The sequence below is a fragment of the Shewanella gaetbuli genome (genome assembly GCF_023284065.1).
In the GTDB taxonomy this organism is placed as follows: Bacteria; Pseudomonadota; Gammaproteobacteria; order Enterobacterales; family Shewanellaceae; genus Shewanella; species Shewanella gaetbuli.
The window spans coordinates 253124-275973 of the sequence record NZ_JAKIKP010000002.1; the positions used below are offsets into that span (position 1 = coordinate 253124).

21 protein-coding genes are annotated in these 22850 nt (G+C 40.8%); 3 read left to right on the forward strand and 18 right to left on the reverse strand.

Annotated features, from left to right (window positions below; all coding sequences use genetic code 11):
* Positions 1–47: 47 nt before the first annotated feature.
* From L2672_RS03810 to rlmD, 14 genes are all read right to left on the reverse strand, one after another.
* Positions 48–455 (reverse strand): hypothetical protein, encoded by a 408-nt coding sequence (locus tag L2672_RS03810; protein ID WP_248994505.1) that lies wholly within the window; start codon positions 453–455, stop codon positions 48–50.
* Between the two features lie 154 nt (positions 456–609).
* Complete coding sequence (gene rpoS / locus L2672_RS03815; protein ID WP_248994506.1) at positions 610–1578, reverse strand: RNA polymerase sigma factor RpoS; 969 nt, start codon at positions 1576–1578, stop codon at positions 610–612.
* Positions 1579–1653: 75 nt separating this feature from the next.
* Positions 1654–2553, reverse strand: coding sequence for a peptidoglycan DD-metalloendopeptidase family protein (locus tag L2672_RS03820; RefSeq protein ID WP_248994507.1), 900 nt, complete (start codon positions 2551–2553; stop codon positions 1654–1656).
* A gap of 40 nt (positions 2554–2593) precedes the next feature.
* Positions 2594–3229: a protein-L-isoaspartate(D-aspartate) O-methyltransferase gene (locus tag L2672_RS03825; RefSeq protein ID WP_248994508.1), complete on the reverse strand. Its 636-nt coding sequence runs from the start codon at positions 3227–3229 to the stop codon at positions 2594–2596.
* Entirely contained in the window at positions 3226–3975 is a 750-nt protein-coding gene (surE, locus tag L2672_RS03830; RefSeq protein ID WP_248994509.1) for a 5'/3'-nucleotidase SurE, read from the reverse strand. The genes L2672_RS03825 and surE overlap by 4 nt, the downstream gene beginning before the upstream one ends.
* Positions 3968–5062, reverse strand: a complete 1095-nt coding sequence (gene truD / locus L2672_RS03835; protein ID WP_248994739.1) for a tRNA pseudouridine(13) synthase TruD — start codon at positions 5060–5062, stop codon at positions 3968–3970. Before truD ends, surE begins: the two co-directional genes overlap by 8 nt.
* Before the next feature lie 12 nt (positions 5063–5074).
* Positions 5075–5554 carry a 2-C-methyl-D-erythritol 2,4-cyclodiphosphate synthase gene (gene ispF / locus L2672_RS03840; protein WP_248994510.1) on the reverse strand — a complete coding sequence of 160 codons (480 nt, stop codon included), beginning with the start codon at positions 5552–5554 and terminating at the stop codon, positions 5075–5077.
* A gap of 16 nt (positions 5555–5570) precedes the next feature.
* Positions 5571–6269 (reverse strand): 2-C-methyl-D-erythritol 4-phosphate cytidylyltransferase, encoded by a 699-nt coding sequence (gene ispD / locus L2672_RS03845; RefSeq protein ID WP_248994511.1) that lies wholly within the window; start codon positions 6267–6269, stop codon positions 5571–5573.
* Between the two features lie 3 nt (positions 6270–6272).
* Positions 6273–6575, reverse strand: coding sequence for a cell division protein FtsB (gene ftsB / locus L2672_RS03850; RefSeq protein WP_248994512.1), 303 nt, complete (start codon positions 6573–6575; stop codon positions 6273–6275).
* A gap of 97 nt (positions 6576–6672) precedes the next feature.
* Positions 6673–7974 (reverse strand): phosphopyruvate hydratase, encoded by a 1302-nt coding sequence (eno, locus tag L2672_RS03855; RefSeq protein ID WP_248994513.1) that lies wholly within the window; start codon positions 7972–7974, stop codon positions 6673–6675.
* A gap of 273 nt (positions 7975–8247) precedes the next feature.
* Positions 8248–9885, reverse strand: coding sequence for a CTP synthase (locus tag L2672_RS03860; RefSeq protein WP_248994514.1), 1638 nt, complete (start codon positions 9883–9885; stop codon positions 8248–8250).
* A 164-nt stretch (positions 9886–10049) separates the two neighbouring features.
* Entirely contained in the window at positions 10050–10907 is an 858-nt protein-coding gene (gene mazG / locus L2672_RS03865; RefSeq protein ID WP_248994515.1) for a nucleoside triphosphate pyrophosphohydrolase, read from the reverse strand.
* Positions 10908–10955: 48 nt separating this feature from the next.
* Positions 10956–13160: a GTP diphosphokinase gene (relA, locus tag L2672_RS03870; protein WP_248994516.1), complete on the reverse strand. Its 2205-nt coding sequence runs from the start codon at positions 13158–13160 to the stop codon at positions 10956–10958.
* 200 nt (positions 13161–13360) lie between these two features.
* Positions 13361–14737: a 23S rRNA (uracil(1939)-C(5))-methyltransferase RlmD gene (rlmD, locus tag L2672_RS03875; protein WP_248994517.1), complete on the reverse strand. Its 1377-nt coding sequence runs from the start codon at positions 14735–14737 to the stop codon at positions 13361–13363.
* A gap of 119 nt (positions 14738–14856) precedes the next feature.
* Here rlmD and barA point away from each other — a divergent pair, with 119 nt between their 5' ends.
* From barA to recN, 3 genes are all read left to right on the forward strand, one after another.
* Positions 14857–17703: a two-component sensor histidine kinase BarA gene (gene barA, locus L2672_RS03880; RefSeq protein WP_476707518.1), complete on the forward strand. Its 2847-nt coding sequence runs from the start codon at positions 14857–14859 to the stop codon at positions 17701–17703.
* Positions 17696–18295: a YjaG family protein gene (locus tag L2672_RS03885; RefSeq protein ID WP_248994519.1), complete on the forward strand. Its 600-nt coding sequence runs from the start codon at positions 17696–17698 to the stop codon at positions 18293–18295. Before barA ends, L2672_RS03885 begins: the two co-directional genes overlap by 8 nt.
* Before the next feature lie 310 nt (positions 18296–18605).
* Entirely contained in the window at positions 18606–20264 is a 1659-nt protein-coding gene (gene recN / locus L2672_RS03890; protein WP_248994520.1) for a DNA repair protein RecN, read from the forward strand.
* A 74-nt stretch (positions 20265–20338) separates the two neighbouring features.
* Here recN and L2672_RS03895 read toward each other — a convergent pair whose 3' ends face one another.
* The 4 genes from L2672_RS03895 to ribH all read right to left on the reverse strand — a co-directional run bounded on the left by L2672_RS03895 (position 20339) and on the right by ribH (position 22760).
* Positions 20339–20830: a phosphatidylglycerophosphatase A family protein gene (locus L2672_RS03895; protein ID WP_248994521.1), complete on the reverse strand. Its 492-nt coding sequence runs from the start codon at positions 20828–20830 to the stop codon at positions 20339–20341.
* On the reverse strand, positions 20830–21786 hold the full coding sequence (gene thiL / locus L2672_RS03900; protein ID WP_248994522.1) for a thiamine-phosphate kinase: 957 nt from the start codon (positions 21784–21786) through the stop codon (positions 20830–20832). The genes L2672_RS03895 and thiL overlap by 1 nt, the downstream gene beginning before the upstream one ends.
* Positions 21787–21864: 78 nt before the next feature.
* A complete protein-coding gene (gene nusB / locus L2672_RS03905; protein WP_248994523.1) occupies positions 21865–22269 on the reverse strand; it encodes a transcription antitermination factor NusB in 405 nt (134 codons plus the stop codon).
* 11 nt (positions 22270–22280) lie between these two features.
* Positions 22281–22760 (reverse strand): 6,7-dimethyl-8-ribityllumazine synthase, encoded by a 480-nt coding sequence (ribH, locus tag L2672_RS03910; protein WP_248994524.1) that lies wholly within the window; start codon positions 22758–22760, stop codon positions 22281–22283.
* Positions 22761–22850 lie beyond the last annotated feature (90 nt).

Below are 22850 nucleotides of genomic sequence, written 5' to 3' on the forward strand. Positions count from 1 at the left end.
ATTTTATCGGCACAGGCTTGTCGTTTCGATTAATCTAAACCGTTAAGCTATTTACCTAACGATTCAAGCCCTGAAGTATCAATTCCTTTCATTACCTTGGTTTCTAAGGCATGTTTACTGGCAATATCATTGGCTTTGCGTTGCTCTTGCAGTTTTTGTTGTTCTATTGCCATTCTGGTTTGGCGTTGAATAGACTCTTGCTCTGTTTCACATTGTCGAAAGCCATCACTCCAACCTTGTGCATAATCGGTATCACTATTAAATCGGGTGATATCTTTTTTGAATTGATCAAACAGGCTTCCACCTGCTTTGTTACCACTGTCACATCCATCTTGAAAACCATCGGCATAGGCCAGAGGATAACCTTGTTCAATCATGGTATCACGGGTACTAACACAAGCAGTAACGCTTAAAGCGACCAAAACAAGTAATAAAGGACGTATTGAAATAGGCATAAAAATCTCCTAATAAAAAAGACATGTTGATTTAACTCAATCATGTCCTTATCTTGTAGAGCAAATTGTGAGCAGCTTCTTATTTAGATCAGCAAAGGCTTAATTATTGTTAATCTAAAAAGATGCTTTAAACCGCTTATATAGTCCTAATTAATTATTCTCTGAACAGGGCTTCAACAGATAACCCTTGTTGTCCTAATACATCTTTAAGGCGTTTTAAGGCTTCAACTTGTATTTGGCGAACACGTTCACGGGTTAAACCGATTTCTGCACCTACATTTTCAAGTGTTGACGGTTCATAGCCTAATAAACCAAATCGTCTTGCCAGTACTTCACGTTGCTTAGTGTTTAATTCATTTAACCAACCCACAATAGAGTTAGATAAATCTTCATCTTGAACTTTGTAATCTGGGCCTACACAGTCATCGTCGGCAATAACATCTAACAATGCTTTCTCATTATCACCGCCAAGTGGCATATCAACTGAGGTAATTCGTTCATTAAGTTTAAGCATTCTGCTGACATCACCTGTAGAGACATCTAGCTTTTCTGCAATTTCTTCAGCTGTGGGTTCATGATCAAGCTTTTGAGCTAATTGTCTGGCGGTACGCAAATATACATTTAATTCTTTGACCACATGAATAGGTAATCTGATCGTACGAGTTTGATTCATAATGGCACGCTCGATGGTCTGACGGATCCACCAAGTCGCGTAAGTTGAAAAACGGAAGCCTCGTTCTGGGTCAAATTTTTCTACGGCTCTGATTAAACCAAGGTTACCTTCTTCGATTAAGTCTAAAAGTGCTAAACCACGGTTATTGTATCTTCGGGCAATTTTAACAACTAATCTGAGGTTACTTTCTATCATACGGTTGCGGGATTTTGCACAACCTTTAAGGGCTTTACGTGAAAAAAAGACTTCTTCTTCCGCAGTAAGTAGCGGAGAAAAACCAATTTCACCTAAATATAATTGAGTGGCATCTAAGTTTTTTTGTAAGTCGTCTTGGACTTTTTCTTCAATTTCTAATTGCTGTACTAACGATGAGTCAACTGCAACATCTTGTGGTTGTTTAGCTTGATCAACAGATTCTTCTGCTATTGCAGCGTTATAATTCTGGCTCATATTTGCTCTCCCAAACCTAAATTGTGATTTAAAATCTACACTTGCTTATCCTCCTATATTTATGTTGCTAAACAATTACTGTTTAGGTAGATATCGTAATGGGTTAACAGACTTACCGTGGTAACGAATTTCAAAATGCAGCATTACCTGACTCGCCCCTGTACTCCCCATTTGTGCAATTGTTTGACCTGCGCTAACAAATTGCTTCTCTTTAACCAATATTTTGTCGGTGTGAGCATAAGCACTGAGGTATTCATCGTTATGTTTAATGATGACCAAATTGCCATATCCACGTAACGCATTCCCTGCATATACGACTCTCCCATCAGCCGCAGCTTTAATAATATCGCCACGGTTTCCGGCAACCTTTATCCCTTGGTTGCCTTGCTCGCTAGAAGAAAAATATCCAATAATTTTTCCATTAACGGGCCATAACCACTTTCGCACCTTATTAGGGAGTTCAGCTACTGGCGGCTTGTTACCTTGGTTAATAGTTTGTTGGGTAGTTGTTACAGAGTACGCAGAGTTTGCTTTCTGATCAAGTACTTTTTTTGAGCGGTTGTCGTTTAGGCTTTTATCTTTATTTACAGAGGCTTGCTGTGAATTCTTGGCAATTTTACTCGGTTTAGTAGTCGAATTTGTAGTCTTTACTGAACGACTAGGAGTTATTTTTTTGACGGGTGACTTAGTTTTGGCATCAGTTAATTTAAGTTTTTGACCTGGATAAATAACATAAGGTTTTTTTAGATTATTTTGCTTAGCAACATCGGTAAAATTGCGCCCTGCGCCCCAAGAAATAGAGTAAAGCGTATCCCCCTTCTTCACGGTGTAGACACCATTGGTAATTGAACCACGCTGGTATTTCGGCTTATAAGGGGACGCTGAAGCGTTTTCAACAGGTGCAGGTTGCTGAGACTGTAAACTGCAGCCCGTTAATAGCAACACAATCAATAATTGTGACCAGCCCGAATACATGTTATCAATTCCTTTCAAAGATAGTCATTAAACGGGCAAGTTATGCAAGCTCGCCATTAATTAACGGAACAAACTTTACCGCTTCTATTACTTCAGAATGATATTCATTTCCAAAGCGGGTAATTTTAAGCAATTGTTGTGCATCATCCCCTACAGGGATAATCAATACGCCTTGTTCAGCAAGTTGATTAAGCAAAGCTTCAGGAACGGTGCTAGCTGCGGCGGTGACCATAATGCCGTCATAAGGCCCGCGATTACTCCAGCCTTTCCAACCATCACCATATTTGAATGAAACATTATGAAGGTCTAATTTTTTTAGCCTTTGTCTTGCTTGGATTTGTAACGACTTGATTCGTTCAATAGTACATAACTCTGGCACAAGTTGCGCCAAAATAGCAGCTTGATAACCCGAGCCCGTACCAATTTCTAATACTTTCTGCGGTTTTGATTGTATTAGCAACTCCGTCATTCTGGCAACAATATAGGGTTGAGAAAGTGTTTGGCCTTGCCCAATAGGCAACGCAGTATTTTCATAAGCTTTATGCGCTAATGCCGCATCAAGAAATAGCTCTCGAGGTGTGCTTGCAACCGCTTGTAATACTACTTGTTCTCTGATCCCAGCTTCTGCCAATTTACGTGCTAAATTGACCGCCAGAGTAGACGAAACCCCTGTCATATGTTTGAAACCCAGTCTGCTAAATTAGTTAATTGATTGTATGCCGTTAAGTCGACAGTAAGCGGAGTGATAGAAATAAAGCCTGATGCCACTGCACCAAAATCCGTTCCTTCTCCAGCATCTTGTTCTGCCCCTACAGGCCCTAGCCAATAAATATCTTTTCCTGCTGGGTCTGTAGTTTTTATCATTCCTTCTGCTTTATGCCTCGCCCCGAGTCTGGTGACCTTAATGCCTTTAATTTCATCTACTGGCAAATCGGGTACATTCACATTTAAAATCTGATTCGAGTCGATTGGATTTTTCAATAAGCTTTGAACAATTTTTACCGCATAAAAAGCGGCTGTTTCATAATGGCGTAACTCTTTACCGGCCAATGAAATCGCAATGGCTGGTAAACCTAAAAAGCGCCCTTCCATTGCAGCGGCAATCGTTCCAGAGTACAAAGTGTCGTCGCCCATATTGGCACCTGCATTGATGCCTGACACGACAATATCAGGTTCAACCTGACACAATTGTCTTATGGCTAAATGCACACAGTCTGTTGGTGTTCCATTAACAGAAATATAGCCATTTTCTAAGTTATTAATTCTTAATGGGTTCGTCAAGGTTAATGAGTTACTTGCCCCGGAACAATTGCGATCCGGGGCAACGGTTAGCACGCTGCCTACTGCCGATAACGCTTGTGTTAGTGCAATAATGCCCGGTGCATGAACCCCATCATCATTACTGATTAATATATTAATCATTAACTTTTTCACCTTTGTTTATTAATTCACGTTGCGCTTGTTGCTCAGCAACCATTGCTTGCCATTGTGCGTGCTGTACATCGGTATAATCGACAAGTTCACGTAATACAGAGGTGGCATAACTGCCCGCAGGCAACATAAATTCAATCACACAATGTTGCTCTTGCTGAGTCAACTTCATCGCTTGAGGTTGTAATATAAGCAAGCGACGTTCTTGTGACAGCCCTGCATTTTCAAGGCCTATTAAGTCTTCACTGAAATCAGCTAATGCTTGTTGCTCCATCAAGGCTGAATCAGCCAATGCCAATGGTGTTCCTCGGCCCCATAACGGTGCTGAAAAGCCAATATCTTTTTCAGCTAATCGAGTCAGTAATACTTCATCCCACTGTTCAGCAACAAAGTAGCTTTTAGTGCCTGCTAGCATGACACAATCACCCACTATTGGTGTTAATTGGTGATGGCTTAAACGATATGACGTCACTTGATTAAAAATATTCGAGCGCACAGCAGACAAAAACATGCTTTTTTTGCCGCGATCTTTAATTTTTTTCTTGCCTGCTAGCATTTGGCGACCTTGAATAAGGTTTTTACCCTGATGGCCAAAACGTTGCTCACCAAAATAATTAGGCACGCCTGTTTGGGCAATTAACTGGAACTTATCTTGTAACTCAGCAAAATCAGTGACATTGCGTAAAGTTAAAATAAATCGATTACCCAACAATGCCCCTATACGAAGTTTTTTGCTATGGCGGCTACTCGAAAGTACCGTAAGCGACTCTGAGTTCAGTTGTTGCCAATCAGGGGTTTCTTTACCAGGAATTCGGACTCCAAACCATTGCTCTGTTTGAGCATTTTTATCTTTTTGCCCTGCATAGGTCACTTCTTTTGGATGTACTTTGGCAAATTTAGCCAGCATTTCGGCAACATGCGCAGTATTTAACCCCGACTTTCGAATATGCAACATATGATGCTCGCCTTCACCTGTAGGTGAAAACGGTAAAATCTCTTCAACAATAAAGTCACTATTGTGAGTTCGCAAATCCGCTTTGCAGCTCGGCTTTCCATGAAGGTAATGCAGTTCAGAAATCATCAAAAAACCTTATTTTTGTACCATTAACACGACCGACTCAACTGCAATACCTTCTTTACGCCCAGTAAAGCCTAGTTTTTCAGTGGTGGTTGCTTTGACATTGATGTCATCTACAGGCGTAGTCAGATCTTCAGATAAACATTGCCTTATCGCTTCGATATGCGGTAACATTTTAGGTGCCTGAGCAATAACAGTGACATCTAAGTTACCAATAACGAAACCTTTGTCATTAGCCAGTTTATAACAGTGTTTCAATAACTCGCGGCTATCTGCGCCAGAAAACTCTGGGTCAGTGTCTGGAAAATGCTTACCAATGTCTCCTAATGCCATTGCCCCTAATATGGCATCACTAATCGCATGCAACACAACATCACCATCTGAATGAGCAATTAAGCCTGTTTCATAGGGAATGGTAACACCGCCTAAAATAAGTGGCTTATCTGCACCAAATTTATGAACATCAAAACCATGACCAATACGCATTTTCATAAAAAGGCCTTATACATTATTGTGAAGATTGTTGAGTTAAAAATAATTGCGCTAATTGTAAATCATCTGGGTGAGTCACTTTAATGTTATCCACTCGCCCAGCGACTAAGCCCGGTTGCTCACCTGCCCATTCCATGGCACTGGCTTCATCAGTAATTAACGCCCCTTCGGCTAACGCTTCAGTTAAATGATTTTTTAATGTTGCTACGGGAAATAATTGCGGTGTTAACGCATGCCAAAGATTTTCTCTATCAACTGTTTGTCCAATTGTGCCATCGCTATTACCGCGTTTCATGGTGTCTCTCACTGGCGCCGCTAAAATGGCGCCTTGGGGGAAACGTTCGCTAGCAGTAATTAATTTATTAATATCACCATGGGTTAAACAGGGTCTTGCCGCATCGTGTACTAACGCCCAAGCATTTTCATCTGCTTGCTGTAATGCGGCTAATACCGAATCTGCACGCTCTCCGCCGCCAACTACCTTAGTAATTTTAGGGTGGGAAGCTTGGCTTAATGTGCCAAAGTATTCGTCTTGGGGATGCAGTGCAACAATCACTTGCTTGATTGCAGGATGAGTTAATAGGCAATCTAAGGTATGAGCTAAAATAGTTTGCTGACCTAACTGCAGGTATTGCTTAGGAATAGTCGCTTGCATTCTACTGCCAATGCCCGCAGCGGGAACAATAGCAATAAACGTTGATTTTGAACTTGTCATGAATTATTGACCAAATTGATTACGTTCTATTAATTCTGAGCCCACTACACGATAAAAAGTTTCCCCTTCTTTAACGAGACCAAGCTCATTACGTGCGCGTTCTTCTATGGCTTCTGTACCACTTTTAAGATCAATAATCTCTTGTTTAAGAATTTCATTTCGAGCAATCAGTTTTGCGTTACTTTCTTGTTGAGCGGTTATTTGAGTTTGCAAAGTAAAATATTCAGATAAATTATTCTCGCCCATCCATAGCCGATATTGCAGTAATGCCAGCAAAGCCGTGAGTGCAAAAATAAGTTTCTTCATAAGCCGTAACTAAACCATATCTCTCGAAATAATGAATATAGTTATAATACAACAAAAAAGGCCACCTAGTGGTGGCCTTTTTTAACTCAAGCTAAATTTAAGCTTGACCTTTTACTTCTTTAAGACCGTTGTAAGGTGCAGCGGCACCTAATGCTTCTTCAATACGAAGAAGTTGGTTGTACTTAGCAACACGGTCAGAACGGCTTAAAGAACCCGTTTTGATTTGGCCTGCAGCAGTACCAACGGCTAAATCAGCAATAGTTGCATCTTCAGTTTCGCCAGAGCGGTGAGAGATAACGGCTGTGAAACCAGCGTCTTTAGCCATTTTGATTGCGGCTAAAGTTTCAGTTAAAGAACCGATTTGGTTGAACTTGATTAAGATTGAGTTAGCAATACCGTTGTCGATACCACGCTTAAGAATCTTAGTGTTCGTTACAAATAAATCGTCACCGACTAACTGAATTTTGTCACCAAGTAGTTTAGTTTGGTGTGCAAAACCTTCCCAGTCAGACTCGTCAAGACCATCTTCAATTGAAACGATTGGGTACTGTTCAGTTAACTCTTTTAAGAAGAAGTTAAATTCTTCAGAAGTGAACTTTTTACCTTCGCCTTTAAGGTCGTAGATGTTAGCTTCTTTGTCATAGAACTCAGATGCAGCACAATCCATCGCTAAAGTGATGTCTTTACCTAACTCGTAACCTGCATTAGCTACCGCAGTTTTAATTGCAGCAAGTGCAGCTTCATTTGACGCAAGGTTTGGTGCAAAACCGCCTTCATCACCTACAGCAGTAGAGTGACCGTCAGCTTTAAGTACTTTAGCAAGGCTATGGAATACTTCAGCACCCATACGTAAACCTTCACGGAAGTTAGCCGCGCCAACAGGTTGGATCATGAATTCTTGAATATCTACGCTGTTATCAGCATGCTCACCACCGTTAATGATGTTCATCATTGGAAGCGGCATAGAGTAAACACCTGGAGTACCGTTTAAGTCAGCGATATGCGCGTATAAAGGTACGCCTTTTGCTGCTGCGGCGGCTTTAGCTGCGGCTAATGACACAGCAAGAATCGCGTTAGCACCAAACTTAGCTTTGTTTTCAGTGCCATCTAAGTCAATCATAATTTGGTCAAGTTCAGCTTGAGCCAATGCATCTTTGCCAGTTAATGCTTCTGCGATAGGGCCATTAACCGCTGCAACTGCGTTTAATACGCCTTTACCTAAGTAACGCGCTTTGTCACCGTCACGTAATTCTAATGCTTCACGACTACCTGTTGATGCTCCTGATGGCGCTGCAGCCATACCAATAAAGCCACCTTCTAGGTGTACTTCTGCTTCAACTGTTGGGTTACCGCGTGAATCCATGATTTCGCGACCGATTACCTTAATAATGTTAGCCATAATTTCCTCGTAGAAATTGTCAGTATTACTGAAAGTTTAAAATAAAATAAAAAATTAATGCCGATAAAAAATCAAAAACGTGCATGTGAAACAATTTTTATTGGTATTAACTTTCAATTTGGTAATTTAAATTCATAACGCCTAGGATAAAACTAATTTAGTCTAGCAGCAACTACCAATTTTGCGACAAAGCGATCTAGAGCAAATTGTGAATAAAAATTGCCATTAAAAACAAAAAAGCCGCTGATTTATTAGTCAGCGGCTTCATTTTTATTAGCTCAAATCTTTCTTTTGATAAGCAAGCGATGCGGCAACAAAGCCCTCAAATAACGGATGACCGTCACGAGGGGTTGAAGTGAATTCTGGGTGGAATTGACCCGCAACAAACCATGGGTGATTTGGCAGCTCAATCATTTCAACTAGTTTACGATCTGAAGATAAACCACTGAACACTAAGCCCGCTTTTTCAAGACGTTCAACATAGTTGTTATTCACTTCATAACGGTGACGATGACGCTCAACACAAGAGGTGTTTTGATAAGCATTAGCCGCTTTAGTCCCCTCTAATAGGTGACAAAGTTGTGCACCTAAACGCATAGTACCGCCTAAGTCAGACTCTTCATGACGTTTTTCAACATCACCGTCTTCATTAATCCACTCGGTAATTAAGCCAACAACAGGGTGCGGAGTTTCTTGGTTGAACTCAGTAGAATGGGCATCTTCTAAATTGGCAACGTTACGTGCAAACTCAATCAACGCCACTTGCATTCCTAAACAAATACCAAAATATGGCAAGTTGTTTTCACGGGCAAATTTAGCCGCTAATATTTTACCTTCAACCCCACGTTCACCAAAGCCACCAGGAACAAGAATACCGTCTAGGCCTTGTAACACTTCTTCGCCTTTGGCCTCAACAGTTTGTGAATCAATATATTTAATGTTCACATTAACGCGATTTTTTAAGCCAGCATGTTTAAGTGCTTCATTCACTGATTTGTAAGCATCGGGTAGTTCGATGTATTTACCCACCATACCAATAGTGATTTCACCATTTGGATTAGCTTCTTGATAAATCACATTTTCCCACTCAGATAAATCCGCTTCACCACATTCTAGGTGGAAACGCTTAATCACTAATTCGTCTAACCCTTGTGAACGTAATAAAGCTGGGATTTTGTAAATACTGTCGACGTCTTTTAGGGAAATAACCGCACGCTCTTCAACGTTACAGAAAAGCGAGATTTTCGCTTTTTCATTTGCAGGAATAGCACGATCGCCACGACATACTAATACATCAGGCGCAATACCAATTGAGCGTAACTCTTTTACTGAGTGCTGAGTGGGTTTGGTTTTAACTTCACCTGCTGCGCCTAAGAATGGCACTAAGGTTAAATGCATAAATAAGGTACGTTCGCGTCCTAGCTCAACACCTAATTGGCGAATTGACTCTAAAAACGGTAGTGACTCAATATCACCCACGGTTCCACCAATTTCAACAATCGCCACATCATGACCTTCACCACCAGCAATGACTTTTTCTTTAATCGCATTGGTAATGTGAGGAATAACCTGAATGGTTGCCCCTAAATAATCTCCACGACGCTCTTTACGAAGAACCTCTTCATAAATACGTCCCGTTGTGAAGTTGTTACGACGGTTCATTTTGGTACGAATAAAGCGCTCGTAGTGACCTAAGTCTAAGTCAGTTTCAGCACCGTCTTCTGTTACGAATACTTCACCATGTTGAGTCGGGCTCATTGTGCCTGGGTCAACGTTGATGTATGGGTCAAGTTTCATAATGGTTACATTGAGGCCACGAGCCTCTAAAATTGCTGCTAGCGATGCCGCTGCAATGCCTTTACCTAGTGAAGAAACAACGCCACCAGTAACGAAGATATACCTTGTAGTCATGCTGAACCTGAGAAAATGAGTTGGAAAATACGTGCTTGTAAGAAAGCACTAGGACGGGGCGATAGTATACCAAAGCCACTTCGATTCGACAAACCAAAAGCGAGGATATTTTATTAATTATCCTCGATTCAGTGGTTAGATTAAATTTTTACAATCTGCCGATATTAATTTTTTTGTTGCAGTTTGACTTGATCCCAATAGCTATCTAACTCTTCAAGTGAATGTTGTTCAAAGGATTTACCACTTTCACTGACACAAGCTTCTACGCCTCTGAAACGCTGTTCAAATTTATTATTGGCTTGTCTTAATGCAGTTTCAGGATCAACATTTAAATGTCTTGCTAAATTTACCACTGCAAATAATAAATCCCCTATTTCATCAACCACTTTAGGTTGGTAGGTTTCTGGGTCGCTTGCTAAGCATTTTGCTTCAGCTAGCACTTCGTCAATTTCTTCATGAACTTTGCCCACAACAGGCTCAAGCTCAGGCCAGTCAAAACCTACTTTAGCCACCCGCTTTTGAATTTTTGCAGCACGTTTTAGTGCGGGTAAAGCTTGGGGAATATCATCAAGGTGAGAAAGCTGCTTTTTTTGAACGCGCTCTTGGGCTTTTATGTCATCCCAGTTTTGTTTAACTTCGGTGGCGGTTTGAAGTGCTTGTTGCACGCCAACCGAAGTGTCATTGCTATTGAGTAATGATTGAGTATCAAAGATATGCGGATGGCGGCGAGTTAACTTTGCACAAATACGTTCGACAACCGTTGAGAAGTCGAACATCCCTTGTTCACTGGCTATTTGGCTATAAAACACCACTTGAAAAAGTAAGTCGCCTAACTCATCCGGAAGCTCATGCCAAGCATGACGCTCAATGGTGTCGGCCACTTCGTATGCCTCTTCCAATGTAAACGGCAGAATAGACTGAAAGGTTTGTTGCTTATCCCACGGACAGCCGTCAACTGGGTCGCGTAACTTTTGCATAATATCCAGCAACGACTGAATATTCGAGTGTGGCTTTACGGTCATCTCAAAGGCTCTTATCTGTTAAAAAGCAATATTGTAACTAGCAATAGCTTAAAGTCTTCTTGACTCTATAACCCCTTCAATTTGAGTCAGCTTTGACAATACTCTTGATAGATCATCAATGTTATATAGCTCTAACTCTAATTCCACTGAAGCGGTTTGAGTTTTGACATCTGAGTTAGAACTCATGGCCATTACATTAGACTTTTCTGCCGCTAACACCGTGGTGATATCACGTAATAAGCCACTTCTGTCATGGGCAACCACCCGTACTCGAATACGATAACCGCCTGAGTAGTTTTCACCCCACACCACATCAACGGCACGTTCAGGGTGGGCTCTCATCAGCTCTTTAACTTGCTCACAATCACTTCTATGAACCGATATTCCTCGTCCCATGGTGATATAACCAAAAATTTCATCACCGGGAACAGGCTGACAACAGCGGGCGATATGACTTAATAAATTCCCTACACCGTTAACTTCAACCTGTCCTTTGTTAGATTTTTTAGGTCGATGCACCGCTTTTTTAAGAATATCTTCAACAATTTCTTCTTCGGTATCAGGCTCGTTTCGCAGTTGGCTTTCAGTGTAATTAACTACCTGATTTAATCTTAAATCGCCCCCGCCAATAGCCGCTAACATGTCATCCATGCCATTAAGGTTGAAACGCTCTACCGCAATGGCGGCATCTTTTAATTTAAGTCCGACTCGATTCAATTCGGTTTCAAGCATTTCTTTACCGGCAACAATATTTTTATCGCGGTCTTGTTGTTTAAACCAATGCTGAATTTTGGCGCGAGAACGCGACGACTTGATATAGCCTAAATTAGGGTTTAACCAGTCTCTTTTAGGGTTAGGTGTTTTTGAGGTAATAATTTCAATACGCTCACCGGTTTCCACTTGATAAGTAAAGGGCACAATTCGTCCATCCACTTTTGCGCCAATACAACGGTGACCTACTTGTGAGTGAATATAATAGGCAAAATCAAGTACCGTTGAACCCAGTGGTAAATCAACAACCTCGCCACTTGGCGTAAACACATAAACTCGGTCTTCAAATACTTGGCTACGCACTTCATCAACCAAGTTGCCGCTTTCAGCAACATCTTCTTGCCACTGTAAAATTTTACGCAACCAGTTAATTTTTTCTTCATAACCGCTTTGCTTGGCCGTGTTAGCACCTTCTTTATATTTCCAGTGCGCAGCAACACCTAACTCAGCATCTTGATGCATTGCTTCTGTGCGTATTTGAATTTCAACCGTTTTACCTTCAGGGCCAACCACTACGGTATGAATAGATTGGTAACCATTAGGTTTAGGATTAGCCACGTAGTCGTCAAACTCACGGGGGATGTGGTGCCATAAATCATGCACAACGCCTAATGCGCCATAACAATCTTGCAGGCGGTCAGTAACAATGCGTACGGCTCTTACATCAAAAAGTTCGTCAAATTTAAGGTCTTTACCTTTCATTTTTCGCCAAATACTGTAGATGTGCTTTGGACGGCCATAAACTTTGGCACGTATTTGATCATCATCAAGTCTTTTTTGTAGTTGGCTAACAAACTTGTCGATATATACTTCACGGTCAACACGCTTACCGTCTAATTGTTTTGCAATATCAACATACACTGTTGGGTGCAGGTAACGAAAAGAGATATCTTCCAGCTCCCACTTAAGCTGGCCGATACCCAGCCGATTGGCTAACGGGGCATATATATCGGCAATTTCTCTGGCCACTAGCACTCTTGTTTCTTCATCGGCATTTTTAACGGCACGTAAAGTACATACACGCTCAGCTAGCTTAATCACCACGGCACGCACATCTTCAACCATTGCCAATAACATTTTACGAATATTATCTATTTGCGGCTCAGCGCTACGGCCATGAGACACTTTTAACGCCCCAATGGCATTCATGGTGACAACACTGCTGACTAATTTGGCTAAAGATTTAGAGTACTGCTGCTCAATTTGTTCTTCAGTAATGCACTCAGCCTCTAACAAAACAAACAACAATGAGGCTTGTAGTGTTTCTAAGTCCATATTGAGCGGCGCAAGAATTTCGACCATTTCTCGTGCACGTTCAAGCAACTCGGTATGTATGGCGGGGTCAGCAATAGGCATGGCTTCAAGCTGTTTAAGCATGTCGAGTAACAATTTAGCATCGTGTTCATCTTCGATGTATCTGGCCACCCATTCATCAAGATTAAACTCATCTGTATTGAAATGCGCTTCGCGAACTGAAACCATAGTTAATTCCTTACCCATTGTCTGTTAGGCCAACAGCAATGCTTTATACTTTTTAAACTGAACAGCTGATCAACTGAATGAATTATCCGCAGTTTTCACTGAATAAAATAACTAGACTATATTGAAGCTATCATAGTCATTTATCAATTCATTAAAATGTAAATGACTATGTTTCATGCAGTTAACAACCTTACTGAGCACTATACGGTTAACTCAAATAACGCCATTGCTTCAATATGATGAGTTTGAGGAAACATATCCACCATACCTAGCCGAGTTAACTGATAGCCTTGCTCATTTAATACTTTAGTATCTCTCGCTAAACTGGCGGGGTTACACGACACATAAACCACCTTTTTAGGACGCATTTTGTGTAACCACTGCAAACTTTCAAAGGCCCCTGCTCTAGCTGGGTCTAATAATAGTTTATCAATTTTACCTAACCACTTTTCATGGGTTAAATCGGCACTTAAATCAGCATGATGAAAGGATAAATTAGTCAAGTGATTTAATTGCGCATTAGCCTTAGCTTGTTGCACCATTTCAGGTACACCTTCAACACCAATCACTTGTTGTGCATTAGATGCCAGTGGTAATGAGAAATTACCCACACCGCAAAACAAATCTAAAATTCGTTCGTCTTTTTGGGGCGCTAACCAAGTTAATGCTTGCTGAACCATGGCATGGTTTATCGCACCGTTAACTTGAACAAAATTGCCAGGGGTAAACTCGCAGGTCACGCCTTGATTGTTATTGTCATCACTGGCCAATAAATAGTGAGGTAGGGTTACTGATGTTTCATCAAGTGGCTCAGGATAAATTTGGCTTAACGAATTATCATTATCTTGAATCAACAAAGTAATTTTTTGATTTGCTGCAAACTCGGCTAACCAGCGTGTATCTGAAGCAGGCAATCTTTTCGTGACTCTTAATACGGCAAAAATGCCATTTTCGGCTTGAGTTAACTCTAAGTGCCCTAAGCTCGCTTTAGATTTTAGCTGGTTTAAGTTTGCCGCAAACGGCTTAATTAGGTCAGATAACGGTTTAGCTAAAACATCACACTGGGTAATGGTTGCAATTTTACTGGAGGCTGATTGTCGAAACCCTAATTGTAAGTGCTGAGTATTTTTATTAAAAACTGTGGCTAACCGCGCACGTCGACGATAATGCCAGCCTTCACCTTTAATGGCAGGGGCAATTTTATTGTCATCTAATGCATTCCCGCCCAACTTATTCATAAGGTCAATTAAGGCTTGTTGTTTATGCTCTCGCTGCGCTTCTAAAGCCATGTGCTGCAAGTTACAACCGCCGCATTGCTGATAATGCGGGCAAACAGGTTCGGTTCTTTGGCTGCTTACTTGTTCAATTTTAGTTAATTTCGCTTTAGCATAACTTTTCTTTTGTTCAGTAAATTGCACCGTCACTTCTTCATCAGGTAATGCGCCTGGTACAAATACGACTTTCCCTTGATATTGCGCAATTCCTGCACCTAAGTGATCTAATTGGGTGACTTTCAGACTAAGCTTAGAAGATAACTGCTTAGATTTATTTGGTTTCGCTTTAAAAAATTGTGCCATTTCGGCCTCTAAAATTGAATAAAACACTAGTCAAGAGCGCGTCATTTCTGGCAGTCTAGACTCATATCAATAATATATTGAAGGGAATAAGCCCCAAGATCATGAAAAGTACCAACAATATGACCAAGTATAGCCTTCGATCATGGGTACTTGTACTAGCCTTAGCACCAACCATTGTAGTGGGTATTCTACTTGGAAGTTACTTCACCATAAACCGCTTTTATGAATTAGAAGACTCGTTAATGGTCAAAGGCAGTAATATTATTGAACCATTAGCACTTGCAAGTGAGTATGGCATTGTCACTAAAGACCGTGAGTCGACAAAAAAACTCTTGTCTGCTGCGCAAATGAACAACTCAACATTAATTTTATCTATCGCGATTTTTGATAGTCAAAATCAACTTTTTGTCACCTCGCATTACCATAAAGACTTTGAAATTATGCGAACTTTAGAACCGCTTTCAGAGTTGAATAAAACCCAGTTTGATACTGTAGATGATATTTTAATCATTAGAAGCCCAATAATTTCAAATATCGATTTAGCCCCTAATTCCATTATAAATCGAACCACTAACCTGCCACTGCAACATTTAATACAGCCCAGCAATACCGCCTCAACCAGCGTGGCAAAACCTATCTATAACAATAAACAAGAGCAAGTATTAGGTTATATTGCTATTTTGGTGAATAAAGAAAACGCCTTACTAGAGCAACACCGTGCGGCAATTGCAGCCTTTATTATTGTGCTTATTGGGGTGCAATTTAATCTATTTTTCACTTTCAGGTTAGTTAAACACGTGAACCATCCGATCACCGAGATGGTAAGAGTAGTCGCTAAAATTCGTGAAGGTAAACTGGATACCCGACTCGATGGTCACTTAATTGGTGAGTTAGATTTACTCAAACGCGGTATTAACGCTATGGCGGGATCATTGAGTGAATATCATGATGAAATGCAGCAAAATATTGACCAAGCGACTTCTGATTTACGTGAAACACTTGAACAAATTGAGATTCAAAATGTTGAATTAGATTTAGCCAAAAAACGCGCGTTAGAAGCAAGCCGTATTAAATCTGAATTCTTGGCCAATATGTCGCATGAATTACGTACACCGCTCAATGGGGTGATCGGTTTTTCTAGGCAGCTTATCAAAACACCGCTGCACTCAAGTCAGTTAGATTACATTAAAACTATTGAAAGAAGTGCCACTAACCTGCTGAGCATCATTAACGATATTCTCGACTTTTCAAAATTAGAAGCCGGTAAAATGGTGCTTGAAAAAATGCCATTTGCCTTACGAGAAACCCTTGCCGATACGTTAACTATTATCGCCGGTAGCGCTAAAGAAAAGGGATTAGAGTTAGTCGTTGATATTGACTCTCAAGTCCCAGAAAGTGTCAGTGGTGACGCTATGCGAGTGAGCCAAATAATCACAAACTTAGTGGGTAATGCGATTAAGTTTACTGACCAAGGTAGTGTCGTCATAAAAATAGTTTTAGTAGGGAAAACAGACGACAACGTGACTATTCGCTGCGAAGTGATTGATACAGGCATTGGTATTGATGAAAGCCAGCAGGAATATTTATTCCAAGCTTTTGGGCAAGCAGATTCTTCTATTTCTAGACGTTTCGGTGGTACCGGCTTAGGGCTGGTCATTACTAAGAGGCTAATTAACCAAATGGGTGGCCAAATTGGCTTTACGTCCAGCCCTGATAAAGGCTCAAACTTCTGGTTTGTTTTACCGTTAAATCTCAGCCAGTTTGATGTGGCTGAAGTACTGCCAATGGAAACATTACGGAATAAGTCAATATTGCTATACGAACCACGAGAGCTAACACGCGATACACTGAACAGACGGTTAGAGTCTTGGCAGCTCACGTTAACGAGTGTTGCCACTATTGAGCACCTTAATACTGCACTCCTACAAGACAATATAGAATATGACTATATTTTGATGAGCTGCCATGGCTTTACTAGCCCTGATGAAATTACCCATCAATTAAAAGTCGCCAAAGCCCATACGCCTTGTTTGATTTTATTGCATGATTGTATCGACCAAGACATCATCAATAATCACTTAAAGCTTCACACCGACTTATTACTGACCGTACCGATTAGTGATAACGAATTAGCAAGACACTTAATTTATCCTCCAGCCCCTAAAACAGTATTGCAATTGCCAACTTATGCCACGCAAACGAATGTGGAACGACTCAATGTTTCTGTGCTGGCTGTGGATGATAATGTGGCTAACTTGAAGCTTATTGATACCTTATTACAAGAACTAGTGATCAATGTCACCACCGCCCCAAATGGTGAAGAAGCGATTAAAAACTGCCAACAGAAAAACTTTGACCTAATTTTTATGGATATTCAAATGCCAGGCATTGACGGTATTCGAGCCGCACAAAAAATTCGTCGCGACTCAATGAACCGTCATACACCTATCATTGCTGTAACTGCCCATGCTATTGCCGAAGAAAGAGAAAACATTTTAAGTTCAGGCATGGATGGTTATTTACCCAAACCCATAGATGAAGCCTCATTAAAAAAAGTCATCAACCGTTGGATAGGTAAACCTAAATTTACCCATTTTGACCTGCATACGCTCAACTGGGAACTTTGCTTAACCCAAGCAAACCAAAAGCCCACCTTAGCGCTTGAAATGCTCAAGCTTCTTGTGGACTCTATACCCGACACCATTAATAACATTCAACTCGCGCTTGAAAAAGAAGACAATGAATCCATGTTGCAAGCAGTGCATAAACTCCATGGCGCCAGTTGTTATAGCGGAGTGCCGACCACCCAAAAACTTTGCCAAGAAATTGAATCATCATTGAAGCAAAAAATTCAAATTAGTGAGCTAGAGCCTGAAATACTAGAGTTACTTGACGAGCTAACTAAGGTAGAATCAGCAGCAACACAAGTATTAGAACAGTTATCGATGGATATGCCACATGAGTAACAAAGCCGGATTTTTTAAACGTTTAAAAGCACTTTCTTTACCGCAAAAACAACTTTTTGCCGTAGCGCTATGCCAGCGAATGTTACCTAATTATCAGTTATTTTCAGAAGTCTGTGAATTTGGTCAACCTACAGTTTTATCGACTGCTTTAGATCTACTGTGGCAAAGTCAGTATGACAAAAAGGTTAAATTCAATGTCGACGTTCATCTACAACGTTTAGATGAAAACACTCCAGATCCTGCTGACTTTGAAGCTTACGGCGTTTATCCAGCAATGGATGCTGCGGTTGCCATTTCAACCTTAATGAGCGCAATACAGGCTAAAGCAGAAGAAGATATTGTTAATATCAGCAAATTGTCTTCCAGCACCGTGGCTAATTATATTGAAGCCCTAAGTGATGAAAGCTTAATGGATGAAGCATTAGATGATTTTGTGTTTTCTCATCCGGTTATGGCTGAAGAGAAAGAATTACAAGGCATGTTATTAGATATCATTGAGGCTAATCCCACTATCCAAGCTGATTTAGTTAAAGGCTTACGCAAAGATATCATTGAAGCAGGCGTATCTAATATCGGCATTTCAATCGACTAATCATTGCAAGAACACTCCCCCTCAAAGCATTTCTACACAAACCTAGACCTGTTAGCTATCTTTAAATTAAAAGTGGCTAACAGATCAATTTAACGCGCTGTTTATCACAAAAATCTCAGGCTTTTTACCCACTAGATAAATGATTGTAAATTCAGTGCTACCAAGGTTTTGTGAAAAAAATTAAGCGCTCAGCAAACCATATTGTCTAGCTTTTAAGCAAAAAAGCTTTAATTGGCTACTTTACTGTATAAAAAATCAGTATATACTGTATATCAACACAGTGGTTTAGTTTTAGCGACAGGACATCAATATGCTTTGCCAACTTAGTATTAATAATTTTGCAATTGTACGTTTTTTAGAGCTGGACTTTAAAGCCGGCATGACAACTATTACCGGCGAAACCGGTGCTGGTAAATCCATTGCTATTGATGCTCTCGGTTTATGTTTAGGTAACCGAAGTGACGCCAATACCGTTCGCCCCGGTGCCAGCAAAACCGAAATTAGTGCCCGATTCACACTTCACGATGTTCCACAAGCTAAACGTTGGCTTGAAGACAATGATCTCGATAACGAAGAAGACTGCATTTTAAGACGTACCATTAACTCAGATGGTCGTTCACGAGCTTATATTAATGGTAACCCAGTGCCGGTTACCCAACTCAAAGCTATCGGGCAATTGTTGATAGGTATTCATGGCCAACACGCCCATCACGCCATGCTAAAAAGCGAGCACCAGCTAACATTGTTAGATAGCTATGCTAACCACAAATTGCTAATAGATTCGGTGCAAGCAAGTTATCAACGCACCAAACACATTGAAAATGAGCTTAAGCAATTAGAACTTGCTCAACAAGAACGTATTGCCAGAAAACAATTACTCCAATATCAAGTTGAAGAATTGAATGAGTTTAATCTTGGTGATGGCGAATTTAGGGATATAGAGCAAGAGCATAAAAAGCTCGCCAACGGCAGTGAACTGATTGATTCATGTCAGGCAAGCTTGGCATTATTAAGTGAGCACGAAGACCATAACGTTGAATCACTATTAAACAAGGTGATTCAGTTAGCTGATAATCTGCAAACTATGGATGAGAAACTCGCCCCTGTTGCCAGCATGCTGAATGAAGGGTTAATTCAGATTCAAGAAAGCCGCTCAGAAATAGAAGACTACCTCAGCAGGCTTGAGCTCGATCCCGAACACTTTGCCCACCTAGAGGCGCGTTTATCTCAGGTGATGCAACTGGCTAGAAAACATCATGTCGCCCCTGAAGATCTATATTCGCATCATATGGCGCTAAAAAATGAGTTAGCCATGTTATCTGATGATGAAACTAGACTTGATGAAATTAGACAAGAACTAGCCACAAGCCAGCAAGCTTATTTAACCCATGCTCAAAAGCTTAGTCAAAGTCGTCAACGTTATGCAAAAGAGCTCGATAAATTAGTAACTCGCTCTATTCATGAGCTAAATATGCCTAAAGGTAAATTTACTATCGCAGTTAACTTTAACCCAGATATGAGCAACAGTTTGGGCTGTGACCAAGTAGAGTTTTTGGTTAGCACTAACCCAGGCCAGCCTTTGCAGCCAATAGCTAAAGTGGCATCTGGCGGTGAGTTATCACGTATCGGTTTAGGTATTCAGGTTATTACCGCTAAAAAAGTTGCCACACCTACACTAATTTTTGATGAAGTAGATGTAGGTATATCAGGGCCAACGGCAGCGGTTGTCGGCAGAATGTTACGTAGTCTTGGTGAGTCAACTCAAGTATTTTGCGTCACCCATTTACCCCAAGTTGCAGGTAATGGCCACCAGCATATGTTCGTCAATAAGTTTAATAAAGGCGGCCAAACAGAAACCACCATGAAGCCGTTAGATAAAGAACAACGAGTCAATGAACTGGCTAGGTTATTAGCAGGGGATATTATTACTGAAAACACCTTAGCCAACGCAAGAGAGTTAATTCAGTAAGCTTATTGACGATCGATTAACACTAAAAAGCCGTGATAATTCACGGCTTTTTATTTGCTATGGCGTTCAAATAACTACACTAAGTAGTACAAACCTTGCAAACAAATCAGTGCAAAAATACCTGCTAAAACATCATCAATCATAATACCAAAACCACCATGTACTTTGGCATCAAGCCACTTAATTGGCCAAGGTTTTAAAATATCAAAAATTCTAAACAGTACAAAACCCACAACTAACCAAGCCCAGCCTGCTGGCGCAGCAATCATGGTAATCAGTAACCCCGCTACTTCATCCCATACGATCGCACCGTGGTCATGCACTTGCATATCTTTAGAGGCTTTATCACAAATATAAATACCCGCAATAACACTTAACACGGTTAATGCAATATATACAGGTAAGCTTAAGGTACTGATTAATAAATATAATGGAATAGCCGCAACAGTGCCGAATGTACCGGGTGCTTTAGCCGCAAGACCACTGCCAAAACCTAAAGCCAAAAAGTGTATAGGATTCGACAACGATAACTTTTTAAGTGCGGGATCTTGGGATAAAAATTTCATTAGAAGTGTTTAAACCCCTTAAACTCAGATTTAAAAGGCTCGCCGTTTAAAGTGAATTTAAGTTTATCACCGGCACAAATCTGACCAATTCGAGCAAACTTAACCCCTGCGTGTAACAACGCAGTAGCAATAGCGCCACGTTGTGATTCAGGTACAGTAAACAGCAGCTCGTAGTCTTCACCGCCCGTTAATGCATAAGCTAATGCCTGTTGCTGATCAACATTATTAGTTAATTGCTCAGAAAGCGGTAATGAGTCTAGTTCAATGACCGCGCCAACATCAGACGCTTTTAAAATATGACCTAGATCAGAACTGAGTCCGTCAGATAAATCAATGGCACTAGAGGCTAATCCTCGCAGCGCATGACCAGCAAGCACTCTTGGTGTTGGGTAGTAATGACGATTAATCAAATACGCTTTATCTTCCTCTGCCACCTGTTTATCGCCAGTTAAAATATCCAGACCTAAAGCAGAGTCACCTAAGGTTCCAGTCACAAACACCCAGTCGCCTATATTAGCACCACTGCGTTTTAAGGCTTTCTTTTCAGGAACTTGACCATGAATAGTAATATTGATGCACTTAGGGCCACGAGTGGTATCACCGCCTATTAATGCCACGCCATAATATTCTGCGGCTTCAAATAAGCCTAAACTGAACTGTTCAAGCCATTTTTCATCAACGTCAGGAAGAGATAAGGCAAGTGTCATCCATGCAGGTTCGGCGCCCATTGCGGCTAAATCTGATAAGTTTGCTGCTAAAGATTTATAGCCTAATGCTTTGGCTGGCATATCGGCAAAAAAGTGAACACCTTCGACTAAGGTGTCACAAGAAATGGCAATCACTTTACCTTCGCAAGGTTGCACTAAGGCACAATCGTCGCCAATACCTAAGGTTACATCACGGCGTTTTTGACCACGATTGGTAAAGAACTGTTCAATAAGTTGGAATTCTTTCACAATGAATTTGGTACGGAAAATCCGCCCACCTGCTTATTATGCAAATAAAAAACGGTACCCGAAGATACCGTTTAGCTTTTATCTGTTTTTAACGATCTTATCTAGCAAACCATTAACAAACTTATGACTATCATCGGCACCAAATGCCTTAGCTAGCTCAATACCTTCATTGATGGCCACTTTAAAAGGCACATCTTTTTTGAAAGTTAGCTCAAATGTTGCTAAACGCACAATGGCTTTTTCGACAGGTGAAACTTCACTAAAGTCACGGTCTAAGTGCGGCTTTAGTAACTCATCAATTTGAGTTGTTTTAGCTGAAACACCGGCTAAAAGTTCACGAAAATAAGCAACATCAACACCGTCTAGGCTCTGTTCAGTGATAAACTCATGCTCAACATCAGCAATATTATTGCCTGTTAACTGCCATGAATAAATGGCTTGAACGGCTAAACGACGTGCCTTACGGCGCTCTGAAGGCTTCATTAAATTTCCTACTATACCAACTGTTGTTCTAACTCTTGTAGTACGTTAACCATTTCTAACAAGCCTAGTGCAGCTTCGCCGCCTTTATTACCTGCTTTAGTACCAGAGCGCTCAATTGCTTGCTCGATGGTATCTGTAGTTAACACACCAAAAGAAACGGGGATATCATACTCTAACGCTACTTGAGCAAGTCCCTTGTTACATTCACCGGCAACCATATCAAAATGCGGTGTACCACCACGAATAACAGCACCAAGTGAAATAATACCGTCAAATTTACCACTAGCAGCAACACGACGTGCAGCAAGCGGTAACTCAACAGCGCCAGGTACACGCACAACAGTAATGTTGTCGTCTTGAACCTGACCAAAACGTTTTAAAGTATCAATTGCGCCATCAAGTAAGCTCTCAACTACAAAACTGTTGAAACGCGATACAACTATCGCAACTTTGGCATTTTTCGCTTCGATATTACCTTGAACTACGTTCATTTTTATCTTACCTAATTTAGCTAAAGCACCCTGCTTGGGCGAAAGTGGCCGTATGATAACACAGCCAACCGCTCTAAGCGCAATGCAATT